At 45.2% G+C, this 15,655-nt stretch carries 12 protein-coding genes; 4 read left to right on the plus strand and 8 right to left on the minus strand.

The window, feature by feature from the left end:
- Positions 1-123: 123 nt before the first annotated feature.
- Both ACFQ2O_RS13160 and ACFQ2O_RS13165 read right to left on the minus strand, forming a co-directional pair.
- Complete coding sequence (locus tag ACFQ2O_RS13160; RefSeq protein WP_377528337.1) at positions 124-2,709, minus strand: phosphoenolpyruvate carboxylase; 2,586 nt, start codon at positions 2,707-2,709, stop codon at positions 124-126.
- Positions 2,710-2,837: 128 nt separating this feature from the next.
- Positions 2,838-3,764: an AraC family transcriptional regulator gene (locus ACFQ2O_RS13165; protein ID WP_377528339.1), complete on the minus strand. Its 927-nt coding sequence runs from the start codon at positions 3,762-3,764 to the stop codon at positions 2,838-2,840.
- Positions 3,765-3,920: 156 nt separating this feature from the next.
- On the opposite strand from ACFQ2O_RS13165, the gene ACFQ2O_RS13170 reads away from it, so the two are divergent.
- Positions 3,921-5,456: an aldehyde dehydrogenase family protein gene (locus ACFQ2O_RS13170; RefSeq protein WP_377528341.1), complete on the plus strand. Its 1,536-nt coding sequence runs from the start codon at positions 3,921-3,923 to the stop codon at positions 5,454-5,456.
- Positions 5,457-5,520: 64 nt separating this feature from the next.
- Positions 5,521-5,886, plus strand: coding sequence for a DUF779 domain-containing protein (locus ACFQ2O_RS13175; protein WP_377528343.1), 366 nt, complete (start codon positions 5,521-5,523; stop codon positions 5,884-5,886).
- 77 nt (positions 5,887-5,963) lie between these two features.
- Here the strand turns inward: ACFQ2O_RS13175 and ACFQ2O_RS13180 are convergent, their stop codons facing one another.
- Both ACFQ2O_RS13180 and msrA read right to left on the minus strand, forming a co-directional pair.
- Positions 5,964-6,362: a phage holin family protein gene (locus ACFQ2O_RS13180; protein WP_377528345.1), complete on the minus strand. Its 399-nt coding sequence runs from the start codon at positions 6,360-6,362 to the stop codon at positions 5,964-5,966.
- Between the two features lie 76 nt (positions 6,363-6,438).
- Positions 6,439-7,113: a peptide-methionine (S)-S-oxide reductase MsrA gene (gene msrA / locus ACFQ2O_RS13185; protein WP_377528347.1), complete on the minus strand. Its 675-nt coding sequence runs from the start codon at positions 7,111-7,113 to the stop codon at positions 6,439-6,441.
- Positions 7,114-7,228: 115 nt separating this feature from the next.
- On the opposite strand from msrA, the gene ACFQ2O_RS13190 reads away from it, so the two are divergent.
- On the plus strand, positions 7,229-8,047 hold the full coding sequence (locus ACFQ2O_RS13190; protein ID WP_377528349.1) for an aminotransferase class IV: 819 nt from the start codon (positions 7,229-7,231) through the stop codon (positions 8,045-8,047).
- Positions 8,048-8,311: 264 nt separating this feature from the next.
- Entirely contained in the window at positions 8,312-9,028 is a 717-nt protein-coding gene (locus ACFQ2O_RS13195) for a 3-ketoacyl-ACP reductase (RefSeq protein ID WP_377528351.1), read from the plus strand.
- Positions 9,029-9,106: 78 nt separating this feature from the next.
- Here ACFQ2O_RS13195 and ACFQ2O_RS13200 read toward each other — a convergent pair whose 3' ends face one another.
- The 4 genes from ACFQ2O_RS13200 to ACFQ2O_RS13215 all read right to left on the minus strand — a co-directional run bounded on the left by ACFQ2O_RS13200 (position 9,107) and on the right by ACFQ2O_RS13215 (position 14,937).
- Positions 9,107-11,713, minus strand: a complete 2,607-nt coding sequence (locus tag ACFQ2O_RS13200; RefSeq protein ID WP_377528353.1) for a TonB-dependent receptor plug domain-containing protein — start codon at positions 11,711-11,713, stop codon at positions 9,107-9,109.
- Positions 11,714-11,835: 122 nt separating this feature from the next.
- Complete coding sequence (locus tag ACFQ2O_RS13205; protein ID WP_377528355.1) at positions 11,836-12,600, minus strand: MBL fold metallo-hydrolase; 765 nt, start codon at positions 12,598-12,600, stop codon at positions 11,836-11,838.
- 63 nt (positions 12,601-12,663) lie between these two features.
- Positions 12,664-14,100, minus strand: a complete 1,437-nt coding sequence (locus ACFQ2O_RS13210; protein WP_377528357.1) for an amidohydrolase family protein — start codon at positions 14,098-14,100, stop codon at positions 12,664-12,666.
- Positions 14,101-14,142: 42 nt separating this feature from the next.
- Positions 14,143-14,937, minus strand: a complete 795-nt coding sequence (locus ACFQ2O_RS13215) for a thymidylate synthase (RefSeq protein WP_377528359.1) — start codon at positions 14,935-14,937, stop codon at positions 14,143-14,145.
- Positions 14,938-15,655 lie beyond the last annotated feature (718 nt).

Below are 15,655 nucleotides of genomic sequence, written 5' to 3' on the forward strand. Positions count from 1 at the left end.
CTACTTAACATAATATAAATTATAAGACTTATAATGTACGATGAATATTCATCTATTTTAAGTGTCACTCATAATGTACTTTATGTTAAGTAGAACACACTCATTATAACGCTAGCAGAATGTTTAAGCAGAATTACGTTCAGCATTGATAATTCCAAATGAGCAACGTACTACCATCTTCTCATAAACCTTTTTTGCTTCTGTTAACGGATCTTGCTCTTCCAGCTCCCGAATATTTGCCAGAGCATATTGCTGTATGGTTATAAGCGGCAGTTCAATGCGTTGACGTGTTTGGATAGACATTTGATCTACCGGTTTATCAGCCATTAGTTCATGAGTATCTGAAAGTTTCAGCACATACTTCTTCGTCCGCTCAAATTCCTCATAAATTATATTCCAAAGCTCGCCGTACTTCGGATGTTCTACTAAATAAGCTGTTACCGGGAAAAAGCATTTTTTCATTGCCATTTCGCAATTATCCAGCAGTGTTTTGAAAAACAGCGACTTCTTGTAGAGTTGTGTTAATTCTTCCCAATTGCCTTCTTCATGCATTTGCTCCAGTGCAAGGCCAACACCATAATAACCTGGCAAATTCTGCTTTAACTGGCTCCAGGCACCTACATAAGGTACAGCACGCAAATCATTTAAATTCAACTTGCCGGAGTTGCGCTTTGATGGTCGGCTACCAATATTAGCTTCGCCATAGTAGCGCAACGGGCTGATATAAGTCAGATAATCCAAGAACACCGGATGGTTCTTTAATTTACTATAGGCCACAAAACTCTTATCGGCCAGCTTTTGCAACAGATCGTCCTCCTGCTCCGTTAAGGTTGGTTTTCGCTGCGAAAACAACGCATTGCTGATCCCCGCATGCATCAATTGCTCAATGTTATACTGCGCCGAGTTTACATGCCCGAAATTAGAACTGATGGTCTGCCCCTGGATTGTGAGCTGTATTTCTTTGTTGGCAATGTCACTTCCCATAGAAGCGTAAAACTGTTGCGTTTTGCCACCTCCGCGTGCAGGCGGTCCCCCTCTCCCATCAAAAAATATCACCTCCAACCCATACTCTCTTGATACCTCCGTTAGTGCTGCTTTTGCTTTGTAAATACTCCAGTTAGCCATAAAATAACCGCCATCTTTCGTACCATCTGAGAAGCCCAACATAATTGTTTGCACATTTCCCCTACGTCTCAGGTGGCTACTGTATGGTTCGTAAGTATAAAGTTGCCGCATCACATCAGCGGCATTCCGCAAATCATCAATGGTCTCAAATAGCGGCACAATATCAACCGATATCTCTGTTTCCTGCCATCCGTTGAGTTTAAAGAGCGTATAAGCTTCCAGCACATTCAAAGCGCTAGTGCTATGGCTAATGATATAACGATGGCAACCTTCCTCGCCGTTATAATCTTGTATAGTCTGTATAGCACCGATAGTTTCAAGCGTATCGCGCAGCAGTTCGTCTTCCAGCACAGCAGGTTCAACACTTCCAGACACAGCTTTGAGCGCTTCAATTTTATCTGAATCAGAGAGGGTAGCGTAATCACCCGGTAAAACATCTGTTACCAAAGCTAGCTCTTCCAGTAAATGTGCATGAACAGAACTATCCTGCCTGATATCAAGAGACGCAAAGTATAAGCCGAATAACTCAACTTTAGTTATCAGCGCTTCTACCTGATTCAGAAACAGGCTACTGTGCTCCTCAATTAAAAGCACTTTGATTTCCTGCAGTGCTTCCAGTATCTCTTCTTTGGTAAGGTCAAAGGTATAGCCGGGAACAAATAAGTTGTTGTATAGCCTTGTCTCCAGGTCCTTTACCACACTCTCCACTCCCTTAAAAGTTAAACGCCGCTTTAGCGCACGAATATTTCGGTAATAAGACCGTACAACACCGCTTCGGAGAGCATCTGCAACACGTAGTGTAGTTTCTGCCTTCACAAAAGGGTTTCCATCCCGATCACCTCCGGGCCAGAATCCCATACGGATCAGTTTGGGGTTATGCTTTGCCGCTGCCGGAAACTGGTTTTTGAGCGAGGACATGATATTGCCCGCAGCTTTATAAAAGACATTCTCCAGGAACCAGATCAGGTTAACAGCTTCTTCGTAAGGTGTTGGCTTCTCTTTCTTAAAAAATGGAGTTTTGCCTAACTGTCGCAAGTATGAATGAGCCAGCGAAGTATCGTCAGTAGCCAGTGCTTTAGAAAGGTCATTGATGATGCCGAGCACGTTACTTGGATAAAACTGCGTTGGATGCGCTGTGAGTACCATGCGTACGGCATAACCCTTCAGCTTCTGCTCCAGAAGATCTTCGGCCTTCGCCTGAACGACAGCAGAACCAAGCTGCTTCATCGTACCAATGCCGTGCATGTCATGTATTTCACTAAAAGCACCCTCTTCTAATGCATCAAACAAAACAACCTGCCGCTCGGCATATTGTATAAACCTAAACAAGATATCGTTTTGCTCCTGCTCTGTTTGATAGCTTGTGTACTGCGCCAGAAAGCTTTGAATAATTTGCCGTGGGCTCTGTTGTTTCTGATAACCTTCTTCACAATGCAGCACAAACAGCGACAACAGCACACCCGTTTTCTCAACCCTATGAAAAGGCAAAGAGGTAAAAAGGCTATTATACATCTCGAAGCGAGTTCCTACCCTATTTTGAAACACCTCAAGCGAGCTGTTCATTTTTAGTGCTGTGTTGTTCATGCTTATTCTATTTTTTACTGCCCATTATTTTCAGGCATACTTTACCCTTAAGATAAGTAAAAAACAGTAAAGCTGCACATGCTGAGGCAGTTTAAGCTATAGTATTGAAAGGCGAAGCAGAGAAAAATCTAGTTTTTAAAAGCTGCCTGATAGGCTTTGGGAGTAGTGCCTGTGTCTTTTTTAAAAGTCCTGATAAAGTAGTTCAGGTTCTGGAATCCAGCCATATAGCACGCTTGAGTAACAGAGTTGTAGGGGTTCTGCAAGAACTTCTTTGCCAGCCTGATGCGCTCCTGCAAAATATATTCTACTGGAGTATGGCCAAACTCCTCTTTAAACTTCCGGAAGAAGCTGGAGCGGCTCATGCATGCTTTGTCGCTTAGCTTGTCTACATCAATTTTAGAAGTGATATTCTCCTTTATATGTGTGATGATATGAGCAAAACGGGAGCTGCCGGAAAGCCTTTTAAAATTATTCTCGATAAAAGAACGGGCCTGTGTTTGCATCAGCCTGATCAGCAGTTCCCGCAAGGCAAGGTTAGCCAGAATGTCTTTTTCACGGCTCTTATCGTTCAAGCTGATCTTGATCAGGCGGTTCATGATCTCAGCAAGCTCCAGGTTATTGGCCAAATGGAAATAGTCCTCCCGAATATGCCACTCCTCCCCCTCCTCTACTTTTGGGTGAAGCTCATTCAATAAGTTGATGGTCGATTTGATTTGCTCGGCTGAAATAGCCAGAGCCAGGCATTGGGTTGGTGATTCTTTGTCAGCTTCCGGAAAATCAATTTTCATGAGCTCCTGCGGCGGCACAATAACGGATTCGCCCGGGAAGTACTCAAAGGCTGGCCGATCTGCCAGGTGCATTACCTTCTTGCCCCGAAGCATACTTGTAAGCACCCAGTCATCAAACTTCAAGTTTATCTGGCTGGCCTGCTGGTGCGTTTCAAAAACATTCAGCTCACAAGCATCCATACTATAGGCAGATCTGTTCTCCACTAATGTAAACAGAGAGCGCTCATCTCGTAAGGGCACTGGCTGTAGCGAATGTTTGTATTCCATAGTAGGTGCTTGAGTGATAGCTAAATATAACAAAGTATGCGCGCATAATCAACCTGACACAATAAGTATATTTTCTGACACAATAGGTTGAGACAAGCAATGAGTAAGTACTTACTTTTATTAACTTTCTTTCACCTACTAAAATATATAACTACTATGGATACTGTAGAAGCAATGCCACAGGAAAAATCAGCCGTACTGGAGCGCCCACACTTTAAAGAAAAATATGATCATTTTATAGGAGGCGAATGGGTTGCTCCCGCTAGCGGAGAGTATTTCGATAATATATCTCCAATCGACGGAAAATCCTTCACTAAAGCTGCACGGGGCAACAAGGAAGACATTGACAAGGCACTTGATGCCGCACACAAGGCCTTTAAAACATGGTCTAAGACATCGGCAGCCAAACGCAGCAAGCTATTGCTCGACATTGCCGACATCATGGAGAAAAACGCTGAAATGCTGGCTCGAGCCGAATCAGTAGACAATGGTAAGGCCTTACGGGAGACCCGAGCGGCTGATATACCTCTCTGCATCGACCACTTCAGATACTTTGCAGGCGCTATCCGTGCAGACGAAAGCACCATGTCAGAGCATGATGAGTTCACCATCAGCATCAACCTGCAGGAGCCGCTTGGTGTGGTAGGGCAAATCATTCCCTGGAACTTCCCGCTGCTAATGGCTACCTGGAAAATGGCACCGGCCCTGGCTGCAGGCTGTACGGTTGTGATGAAGCCAGCGGAGCAAACGCCAACCAGCATCATGCTGCTGATGGAGCTGATACAGGACATACTGCCGGCAGGTGTGCTTAACGTGGTGACAGGCTTCGGACCTGAGGCAGGCAAGCCATTGGCATCTTCGCCGAGAGTAGCCAAAGTAGCGTTTACCGGCGAAACAACAACCGGTAGGCTGATCATGCAATATGCTTCGGAGAACCTTGTTCCGGTAACGATGGAGCTTGGTGGCAAATCACCAAACATCTTTATGCCAAGTATAGCAGAAGCCGATGACGCGTTTTTTGACAAGTGCGTGGAAGGTGCTGTGATGTTTGCCTTAAACCAGGGTGAGGTATGTACCTGCCCTTCCCGAATACTGGTGCATGAAAACATCTATGACCGCTTTATGGAGCGCGTACTGGAGCGTACAAAGGCAATTAAAGTCGGTCATCCACTGTCAGAAGATACTATGATGGGTGCACAGGCTTCTAACGACCAGTTTGAGAAAATTCTCTCATACATGGATATCGGCAAACAGGAAGGTGCCGAAGTGCTTATCGGAGGTGGTGCTGCTAACCTGAACAGCGGCCTGGAAAACGGGTACTACATCAAGCCTACCATTTTTAAAGGCAACAACAAAATGCGAGTGTTCCAGGAAGAGATCTTTGGGCCGGTTACCTCCGTTACCACCTTCAAAACAGCCGAAGAAGCTGTTGAACTAGCTAATGATACACTTTATGGCCTCGGAGCCGGCCTCTGGACCCGTGATGCGCATGAGATATACCAGATGCCACGGGCTATTCAGGCAGGCCGTGTTTGGGTTAACTGCTACCATGCCTACCCAGCGCATGCTCCTTTCGGAGGCTATAAGAAGTCAGGTTTTGGACGCGAAAACCACAAAATGATGCTAAATTATTACCGCCAGACAAAGAATATGCTTATCTCTTACGATAAGAACAAGCTAGGCTTCTTTTAAGCAGTAGTATAAAATTGAATAGCCCTACCGGAGAAATTTGGTAGGGCGTATTTTTAAGTATGATATGGAAAAAGTTGAACGCGTAAAGGTAACCGACGCTGCCAAAGAAGTAATAGACAAGCTCAGGCAGCAACACGGGGAGTTAATGTTTCACCAGAGTGGAGGCTGCTGCGACGGCTCACAGCCCATGTGCTTTGAGAAAGGTGAATTCAGAACCGGAGAAAGTGATGTGCTTTTGGGACAGGTGTATGGCTGCGACTTTTTTATAGCCAGAGACCAGTATGAATACTGGAAACACACGCAGCTCACGCTAGATATTGTTCCGGGTCGTGGCTCAAGCTTCTCCCTGGAAATACCGCTCGGCCTTAGGTTTCACATCCGTTCCAGAGTATTCTCGGAGCAGGAAATGGAACAGCTGCAGAGTCTGTAAACAAGTATAAATCAGATAAGAAAAGAGCCTGCACCATAAAGTATGGAGCAGGCTCTTTTACTAAAAATAGTGTTAAATTATGCTTTAAGCTGTTCAGTTTTATGCGTTACATCCTGCTGGAGTGCATAGGCCTCGTTATCGCCTCTGGCCCAACCAACAATAGCCAAAGCAGCTGCCGTAGCAATGGCAATGACTAAGGCTGGCCAAAACCCGTCAATCTTGAAGTTACCTACTAGCACATCCACCAACTTAATCATCAAGGCAGTAACAATTAAGCTAACAATTGCTTCTAATAAAAAGAAGGATACCAGATTCAGTACACCTCCAATAAGCCAACCGATAGTTGCGTTGAATATACCAATAAGAAAGGCCACCCATAGCGCCGTCCAAAAGCTCTTTACATGCACATTCGGCATGATGTAAGCCAATAAAAGAATCACACCGGCACTCACTAATAAGTCAATAATAAAGTCCATAGTTTTATTCAGGTTATATTAAGAATAGCATCAAGACCATACTACGCACCTAAAGGTAAAATGATAGGAAATACCGTTAATCTTTGTATTCTGCCTTTAATTTGTTCTGATACTTCTTCTCAAATTTCTTCACCTTTGGCCGCGCCACAGACACTACATAAGGGTCAGTCGGATTTATCTTATAGTAATCCTGGTGATAGTCTTCGGCTATCCAGAATTTTTTGAATGGCTCCACATAAGTCACAATATCATTCTGATAGGTACCCGCCTCGTTCAGCTGCTGAATATATTGCTCGATCACCTGCTGTTCTTCCGGCGACCTGTAAAAGGCAATGGAGCGGTACTGCTCCCCAAAATCGGGGCCCTGGCTGTTGAGTGTAGTAGGGTCATGTGTGGCAAAAAACACTTCTACAAGCGTTTCATAGCTTATCTGCTCCGGGTCATAGTATACCTGCACCGCCTCAGCATAGTCTGTTCTGCCGTAGCTCACTTCTCTATAGGTAGGATTAGGCTTCGTACCGCCAGAATAGCCGGAGATAACCGCTTTTACACCTTGTAAACGCTCAAAATAAGCCTCTGTGCACCAGAAGCAGCCACCGGCAAAAGTAGCCTTGGCTAAACCTGTGGTGTCTATATTCAATGTCACCGGCTCTTCTCCTTCTGTCAGGGAGCGATCCTGGTTTGTGGCCTCAGAACAAGAAGATAACAGCAGAAAGGCAGGAAAAAGTAGTAGTAATATTCTTTCAATCATAATGCGGTAGTTTTATTTAGATACGGCAGGAGATACTGCCTGTTTTTTTCAGCTTAACAAAAGCAAGAATCAATCCATACCTTTAACTTTATACTTTAACCCAAAAGAATGTCTCTTGTTTATACTTTACAATAATCAGTTAATACAGGCTGAAGCGCTACAAGTACCACTTACTGACCGGGCTTTTCAGTACAACGATGGTTTTTTTGAGACAGCCATACTTGTTAACGGACAACTAAGGTTCTGGCGTGATCACCTGCAGCGTATCAAAGAGGCAGCCACGGCCTTACAGCTTGTACTACCTGAATACTTTTTTGAAGCAGACTTTGTGCGGCAGCTACAGCAATTGGCTACTCAGGAACAAGCCAGTGTATACGGCCGCTTAAAACTCAAAGTATGGCGGGCTGGTGGAGGACTTTATACACCACAGACTAACCAAGTTAACTGGCTGGCAACTATAGCGCCTGCAGCACTTACAGCTACAACGCCTTTAAGAGTCGGAATATGCCAGCAGGTGCACACAGTTTATACTTCAGTCTCGGCTTTTAAAGGTCCTAATGCCCCCTTATATATTTTGGCTGGATTAGAGAAACAGGCAAAGCAGCAGGATGATATGCTACTGCTCCATACTGCAGGCCACTTGGCGGAATTAATCTCCTCCAACATTTTTTGGGTAATAGACAACGTACTGTATACTCCTGCGCTGCAAACAGGCTGTGTAAACGGCATCATGCGTAGGAATATAATACGCTGGTGCCTAAGCAATGGTATAAAGGTGCAGGAAGTGCTACAAGAGCCAAGTGCTTTATACTTGGCAGAGGAGATCTTTTCTGCAAACGTAACAGGAATCAGAGGTATCTCAAGTATAGATGGGAATGAGTTACAGCAGCAGCATAAATTATCTATCAGGCTGCGAAGGGCATTACATCTTTAGCCTCTCGGTAAGTGCTTACCGAAAATCTCTACTCCTTCCTTACACGTTTAGTAAAAAGTGAGATGATAAAAGCACGGCATCAAACCAGTTATTGATTAGAATTCGTTTTATAGGAACAATGGGATCACTTGCTTTACATAAATAAGGTAGCCCTACTTTAACAAGCTCCTTTATAAGTATACCAGCAAGCCAGGGCAGCAACTATGATAAATAAAAACCACTTCCTTATATTTGTAGCTACAAACATCAAACTTAGATAAAAATATGGAATCATTGAAAGGTAAAAACGCCTTGGTTACGGGTGCCGGAAAAGGCATCGGACGCGCCATTGCGATAGCATTAGCAGCAGAAGGTGTAAACGTGGCTTTGCTTGCCCGCACCACCAGCCAGTTAGAAGAAGTTGCCAAAGAGGTAGAAGCAAAAGGCGTAAAAGCCGCTGTTGTTACTGCCGACGTGACAGATATAAATGCCGTTAACGCAGCCGTAGCACAAGCACGTGAGCAGTTAGGCGCTATTGATATTTTGATTAACAACGCAGGCGTTGGTGCTTTTGCGAAGTTCCTGGAGATGGAGCCGGAGAAATGGGAAAGCATCATCAAGATAAACCTGCTTGGCCCATACTATGTGACGCGTGCCGTATTGCCGGAAATGATCGAGCGCCAGACAGGCGATATCATCAACATCTCCTCTACTGCCGGTCAGAAAGGAGCACCCGTAACCAGTGCCTACAGTGCGTCAAAATTTGGCTTGATTGGCATGTCGGAGTCGCTGATGCAGGAGGTGCGCAAGCATAATATCCGCGTGAGCACCCTCACTCCCAGCACCGTCGCCACTGACATGGCTATTGACTTGAAATTGACAGACGGCAACCCGGAACGCGTGATGCAGCCGGAGGATTTCGCGGAGCTGATCGTTTCGCAGCTGAAGCTGAACCGCCGCGTTTTCGTGAAGGAAGCAGGGTTATGGTCTACCAACCCATAAGGCATTAGTCAAATATAAAAGCAGAGAAGCCTGAAGTATAAACTCCGGGCTTCTCTGTTTTTATACTTTATTGTAAAATTAAATTTCCAGCTTTATACCAAGTGAATACGTAGCAGGCTGTGGGTACTGCCAGTCATCAAAACCATTAGTCACCTCTGGGTCCTGACCGCTGTATTTGGTTAATACGAAAGCGTTTTGCACAGTCGCTGTTACCTTTAGCCCTGCTCGGTTATGCCAAAGTTTCCCGCAGTCATAGCCTATCTGTGCAAACTCTAATCGTGCAAAAGAAGCTTTCTCTAAAAAGTGGCTCGATTGCGTTTGAGGATACTCAAACGCATTCTCAAAATAACTGCTTGGAATGTTTGATAGCTTGTAATATTGGTTCGCCCTAAATAATGAGCTCGTGTAGGCATCAGAATTGTTAAACACATCTTGCCCCGTAGCACCTCTGATTAAAAAGCCTGCACTCCATTTTTTATAAAGAAGATCAGAACTCAACCCAAATGTAAAATCCGGGGAAGCTTTACCTAAAATATGGTAGCTTGTTCTCATTTCATAATTCGGCTCATATTCTCGTTCTAATGGTTTACCCGCAGCATCGTATAGCTGTTTTAATAGGTAAAAAGCAGCTGGAGATTCGCCAAGGCTAAGCACATTCGAGCCCAAGTATCCGGCATCATAGGGATAATAAACAGAACCATATGGAAGTTTAACCACTTCAGACTGGGCATAACTAACATTAACACCAAAGCTCCACTTTAAATCCGCCTGACGCACTGCCTCATAACGCAGACTACCCTCTACGCCTGAAGAGCGGATAGCGCCACCCTCCATAAAGCTGCTGCTATAAGCAATTTTGTTGGCCTCAGGTGTGGCTAAGGCAAAATTAGATACGTTGGTGTTAAAATAATTAATGTCACCATAAAGCCTATCTTCTGCTACTCCCCAGGCTACACCGGCATTCCACTTTACAACAGAATGGTCGGGTTGTTGAATTTGCATGAACTGAAGGTTTTTATAGAAGCCAGTTTTGTTAAAGTTGCTGTAGTTAGCATATAACTTTAAAGAGGAAATCGTCTTATTCGCTTCCAGAACAGGTTCTTTAGCTATGTCCCATGCTGCACCCAGTGCACCTGTGATACTTTTCTGCTTGACAATATGACTGTCCTGCTCGTTAACGATGGAAGCATTAATGCTATAGCGGTTCTTAAAGATGAAGTCGGCCTGACTGTATAGATTTACACTCTCTATTCTGGACTTATAATAGATATGATTACCTTCCATTTGCTCTCCATTTAGAGTATTTAATAAGCGATTTTCGCTGTAGGTAGTTAACTTTTTCATGGAGGCACCTGCTGTTAACCGCAGTTTGCTTTGCAGGCTTTCAAGGGGTTGATCAAGTACTATAAAGCTTTCTTTCAGATCCTGGTCTATAGCTCCAACATGTTCTTCACCTCTGCCGCTATAACTACCTGAGGATATCATGTTCATCGGCTGATAATTTCCATACTCACTATCCTGGTTCTGAAAAGCATAGCGCAAGTGCAGGCTCAACGCTGGGAAAAAGTGGAATTTGTACTGCAGGTGTGCCTGTCCAAATAAGGTGCTGGTTTCATCTACATCACGCCTTTGCTCCAGTAAGCTTAATGGGTTTGAGCTAACTGATTCAATAGCCTTACCCTCTGTATCTAAATAAGTAAAGTAATTACCGTAGTTATTCTCTTGATAAACCGGCTGCGTTGGGTCAAATAAGAGGGCTGCAGTTATGGCATTTGGAGCTGCAAAATCTACCTTTTGGTCAACTTTGCGCACTGAAACGTTAAGCTTTAAGTGCTCCTGCAACAAACTCGGGTTTACTGAAACAGCCAGGGAATTGCGTCTATGCTGCGTTGATTTTAAGATGCCCTTCTGGTTAAGGTGCCCGAAAGACACACGGTAAGGTACAGTACTCCCAACTGTGCCACTCACGCTCACATTCTGATCATGGCTAAACGCCTTGCGATAGATTACATCCTGCCAATCTGTGTTTTCATTCCCTAACAGCCCTACCTGATCCGGAAACTCCTTCCTAACTAAACTTCTAAATTCATCCGCACTCAGCACATCCGCTTTTTTACGAAGTACAGATATACCAGCTGTAGTGGTGTAGGTCAGCTTTATTTTCTTATCAGGCACACCTTGCTTGGTAGTAACCAACAAAACTCCATTCGCAGCCCTGCTGCCATATATTGCCGTAGCAGCTGCATCTTTCAGTAAAGCTACAGAGGCAATATCATCAGGGTTTATAAAAGCGAAGGCGCTGATACGTTCAGAAGCAGAACTATTTGCGAGTGGTACACCATCCAGAACTAACAATGGTGCACTATTGCCAAAAACAGCTGCGCCCAGGCGGAGTTGCATAGTAGCACCAGCTCCTGGCGCTCCACCACTAGGCATTACCCGCAGACCAGCAATTTGCCCCTGTAGCAACTGCTCCAGCGAAGTAACCAAACCCTGGTTCAGCTGATCAGATGGTAATTGCCTGATGCTTTCAGTGATTTCAGCGGCTGGCTTTGCGCCATAGCCGGTTTGCAGCGTGTCAGGTGCCGCAGACTGTGCCGTGGCGGTAAGGGAAAGCAAGGCACAGCCAAGGGTAAGTATGCCAAAGCAGTTGCGCTTTAGGCAGAAGGGTAAAGTTTGTTTCAAAGGGCTTGGGCTAAAGTAAAAAAACAGCTGCAAAATAGCATTATTTTACCTCAGCGCCACACTGTAAAGTATAAAAAAAGCACAGACATTTCTGCCTGTGCTTTATGTTCATTTTAACAGTTTTACTGCGCCGGGTACCAATCTTTCAGGCGCACATCAATCTGCTTATTTTTGGTGTTCACCTGCTGCTTAAACGAATTTACATCGCTCAGGCCATTTTGGCCGCGGTAATGGTACGGGTAAATCATTTTTGGCTTGAAAGCTAGCACAGCCTCAGCAGCCTGATCTACATCCATGGTATAAGGCAAATTCATACTTACGAATGCTACATCAATGTTCTTGAGATTACGCATTTCGGGTATACCTTCTGTGTCGCCGGAAATATAAACGCGCTTGCCGCCCATCTCTAGTAAGTAACCATTGCCACGGCCTTTTGTATGCATGGCATCAGCGCTTTCCGGCAAGTTATACATTGGGACAGCTGTGATGTTGATCCCCTGCTGCATTGCTTTCTCACCGTTGTTCAGGATAACCAGTTGCTGCTTGTACTGCTCCGGTAGTTTATCAGCCACGGCCTGTGGTACTACCATTTTCACACCGGAAGTTTGCAGTGCACCAAGTGTTTTCGGGTCCAGGTGGTCGCCGTGGATATCGGTAATTAAAATAAGATCAGGCTTTGCAAGCCCCTCATACAACTCAGCACCTCCATAAGGATCAACAAACACATTTTTGCCACCGTAGTTAAGAACTAAAGAGCCATGTGTTACCGGCTGCACTACCAGTGGGCTTTTCTTGGTTTTGATGGTATCTGGTGTGGCTGCACGTTGTGCCTGAGCTGTAAAGAGGCCAAAGCAGAATGCTAAGACAAGTATAGGTTTTAGTTTCATAGTTGTTTTGATTTGAGATGAAACAGTATCGTGTGCAGAATGTTTTACTTGCCCGCTTATACGTTAGTTAAGGCCTACTTTACCTTTCACCGACATAAAAATCTTTTGTGAATCGAAACCTACGCCATTCTTAAAAACCGTTTCTGTCTTCCGAATCTGCTTGACATCCTTTTCCAAATCACCATTGATCAAAACAAGGTCAGCCTTCTTACCCTTTTCTATGGTGCCTATTTCTTTGTCTTTACCGAGATAAACTGCTCCATTTAATGTGCTGATCCTAATCGCTTCTTCCAGACTGAAACCGCCTTCCACCAAAAGCTCTACTTGCCGATGGTTAGCATAGCCTGCAATAGTTCTTCCAGCGCCAGTCGGGTCGGTACCGGCTACCAGTAAACCACCTGCATCATAAAACTGCTTCTCCCAAATCAGCTCTTTATTGAACAAGGCCACGCTGGCAGAATCTTTACCCTGTGCTGCTTTCCACTTGCTTACTACAGACTCCCTTACTTCTGGCAGCAGCGCCTCCTCGCCTCCACCCAGTATTGCTTCGCGACCAGTATAAGGCTCAAACACAGGTAAGGTAGACGTAACAGCTACTCCCTTACTGATCAGGTACTGCTGCAGCTCTTTCATTTTCGGGCTGTTCACTTCCAGTTTCAGCAAAGACTGCCGAGCCCCATCCGGACATTCGTTTTCTTTCTTATCAGAAACAAAATCGCTGCTAGCCATAAAGCCATGCTCCAGGTTGTCTATACCCAATTCGGCAGCCTCTCGGTAGGTAATAGAACAGAGATGCCCAGTCACCTTCAGGTTACGCTTATGCGCCTCACGCACCACAGCTTTTAGATCATCTTTGGTGGCATGCATATACATTTTAAAAGATGTACACCCCCGATCTGCCCAGAAATTTACTGTTTCAGCAGCATCTTCGGTACTTTTCACCGTATTCAGCGCCGGAATATCATAGGCCTTTCGTTCGATGTAAGGAGCGGTCACGTCCATTTCCGGACCAATAAACTTGCCTTCGGCAATCAGTTGCTTCAGGGCAAGATCTGTCTGAGGTTCTATACTTCCCGCCGTACGGATGGTAGTGGCACCACCTGCTAAGTATAACTTGGTAAACGTGCCCGGCATCTGTGCCACGTTGAAGAAATTATCCATCGGGATAGTATAATACAAATGCTCATGCACCATCACTAGTCCGGGAATAAGCGTTTTGCCAGAGCAGTTTATCACCTCGGCACCTTTGGGTACCTTCACCTTTTTCGCATCCCCCACCTGCTCTATCTTTCCGTCACGGAGTATAACAGTTTGGTGCTGCTTTGCAGGCCCACCTGTTCCGTCAATCACTTTGGCATCTGTAAGGGCGATCACCTTAGCTTGTGTAGAGATATACTCCCGTACCTGTGGGGTAAAAGTTTGTGCAGTAGCTGATGCTGCGGCACAGTACAGAGCAACAGCAGCCAAACAGGCACGGATAGTATAAAAGGGCTTTAACATGAGCAAGTAGTTTAAAAAGGATTTTGGAATGAGAGACTATACTTACACTGCCACCGGTGCTTTTATGCCTGGGTGCGGATCGTAGTTCAGCAGCTCAAAGTCTTCAAACTTAAAGCCGAAAATGTCCTTCACCTCCGGGTTCAGCTTCATGGTTGGAAGTGCGCGCGGCTCCCGGCTCAGTTGCTTCTGTGCCTGCTCCAGGTGGTTCAAGTATAAATGTGTGTCGCCCCCGGTCCAGATAAACTCTCCCGGTTCAAGGTCTGTTACCTGCGCCATCATCAGCACCAGCAAAGCATAGGAGGCAATATTGAACGGCACACCCAAGAAAACATCAGCAGAACGCTGGTAGAGCTGGCAAGACAACTTCCCATCGGCTACATAAAACTGAAAGAAGGCATGGCAAGGCGGCAATTTCATATTATTAATCTCCGCCACGTTCCAGGCACTCACAATGATACGGCGAGAGTCCGGATTGTTCTTTAGCTGATTCACCACCTGCGTAATCTGGTCGATATGTCCACCATCAGGAGTTGGCCAGTTACGCCACTGTGAACCGTAAACCGGACCCAGATCACCGTTCTCGTCTGCCCATTCATCCCAGATGCTCACGCCGTTCTCTTTGAGGTACGCGATGTTGGTATCGCCTTTTAAAAACCACAGCAACTCATGGATGATCGAGCGCAAATGCACTTTTTTGGTAGTCACCAGCGGAAAACCTTCTGCTAAGTTAAAACGCATCTGATGGCCGAAAATACTAAGCGTTCCCGTACCTGTTCTGTCTTCTTTTTTCACCCCCTTGTCCAGGATGTGCTGCATCAAGTCTAAATATTGTTTCATGGAAAGTATAGTTCTTGTGTGGAGGGTTAAAGATAGTATAAAGAGTGCTGAGTTGGTAATTCTGAGTCATGAGTTGTGCTTGTGGTATCGGATCAAACCACCCTTACCCCTCCTTAGATTAGATAAGGAGGGGAGTTTGTCATTGCTAGTGCCAAAGTATAAGTATCGTAGCAGGCGGTATTTTATTAATAGGTAGTGCCCTATCTCTATAAAGCTTGTACTTGAAGCGAGCGAAGCAGGCGCTACTGGAAAAATTTCCAGTCCTTGGGTTGAGTGCCTTGTGCATGTTGCGGTGCCCGAAGGGAAGCCGGAGCAGAGCGGAGGCAGCTTCAGGCACACAGCGCGATGCCCGAGGACGAGGCCCCGCTCACATAGGGCCCCTACCCCAGCAGTGAGCGCTCCAAAGCATAAAGTGAAACAATTGGTATATGGGGGAGCTGGAGGATGAAAAGGAATTAGAAAGTATAGCTTGTTTGAAGCTTCGGCATACAGTGGCAATGGAAAATGATTAACTCAGGTATAGCCAGGGCTGTAACAAGTATGGCTTTGCAAGCCAGTTGAGTTGCAAACTCAACATCTTAAAGGGATACAAGTCTGAAGACTTGCACCATGAAGGTTTTTAGAGGCTGTTTTGATTTAGTTGAGTAAAAAAGCAGGTGTCGGTTGTTGGGTAATAAAAGTTTACAGACTTATGACTTACCCAAGCGATTTAACCGAC

The sequence above is a fragment of the Pontibacter rugosus genome (genome assembly GCF_042678745.1).
Taxonomy (GTDB): domain Bacteria; phylum Bacteroidota; class Bacteroidia; order Cytophagales; family Hymenobacteraceae; genus Pontibacter; species Pontibacter rugosus.

What these genes read in the sequence shown, in the direction of transcription:
- ACFQ2O_RS13205 (WP_377528355.1), bottom strand. Translation starts at nt 12,600, where the DNA reads ATGAAACTAAAACCTATACTTGTCTTAGCATTCTGCTTTGGCCTCTTT.
- msrA (WP_377528347.1), bottom strand. Translation starts at nt 7,113, where the DNA reads ATGATTGAAAGAATATTACTACTACTTTTTCCTGCCTTTCTGCTGTTA.
- ACFQ2O_RS13215 (WP_377528359.1), bottom strand. Translation starts at nt 14,937, where the DNA reads ATGAAACAATATTTAGACTTGATGCAGCACATCCTGGACAAGGGGGTG.
- ACFQ2O_RS13210 (WP_377528357.1), bottom strand. Translation starts at nt 14,100, where the DNA reads ATGTTAAAGCCCTTTTATACTATCCGTGCCTGTTTGGCTGCTGTTGCT.
- ACFQ2O_RS13170 (WP_377528341.1), top strand. Translation starts at nt 3,921, where the DNA reads ATGGATACTGTAGAAGCAATGCCACAGGAAAAATCAGCCGTACTGGAG.
- ACFQ2O_RS13160 (WP_377528337.1), bottom strand. Translation starts at nt 2,709, where the DNA reads ATGAACAACACAGCACTAAAAATGAACAGCTCGCTTGAGGTGTTTCAA.
- ACFQ2O_RS13180 (WP_377528345.1), bottom strand. Translation starts at nt 6,362, where the DNA reads ATGGACTTTATTATTGACTTATTAGTGAGTGCCGGTGTGATTCTTTTA.
- ACFQ2O_RS13165 (WP_377528339.1), bottom strand. Translation starts at nt 3,764, where the DNA reads ATGGAATACAAACATTCGCTACAGCCAGTGCCCTTACGAGATGAGCGC.
- ACFQ2O_RS13175 (WP_377528343.1), top strand. Translation starts at nt 5,521, where the DNA reads ATGGAAAAAGTTGAACGCGTAAAGGTAACCGACGCTGCCAAAGAAGTA.
- ACFQ2O_RS13195 (WP_377528351.1), top strand. Translation starts at nt 8,312, where the DNA reads ATGGAATCATTGAAAGGTAAAAACGCCTTGGTTACGGGTGCCGGAAAA.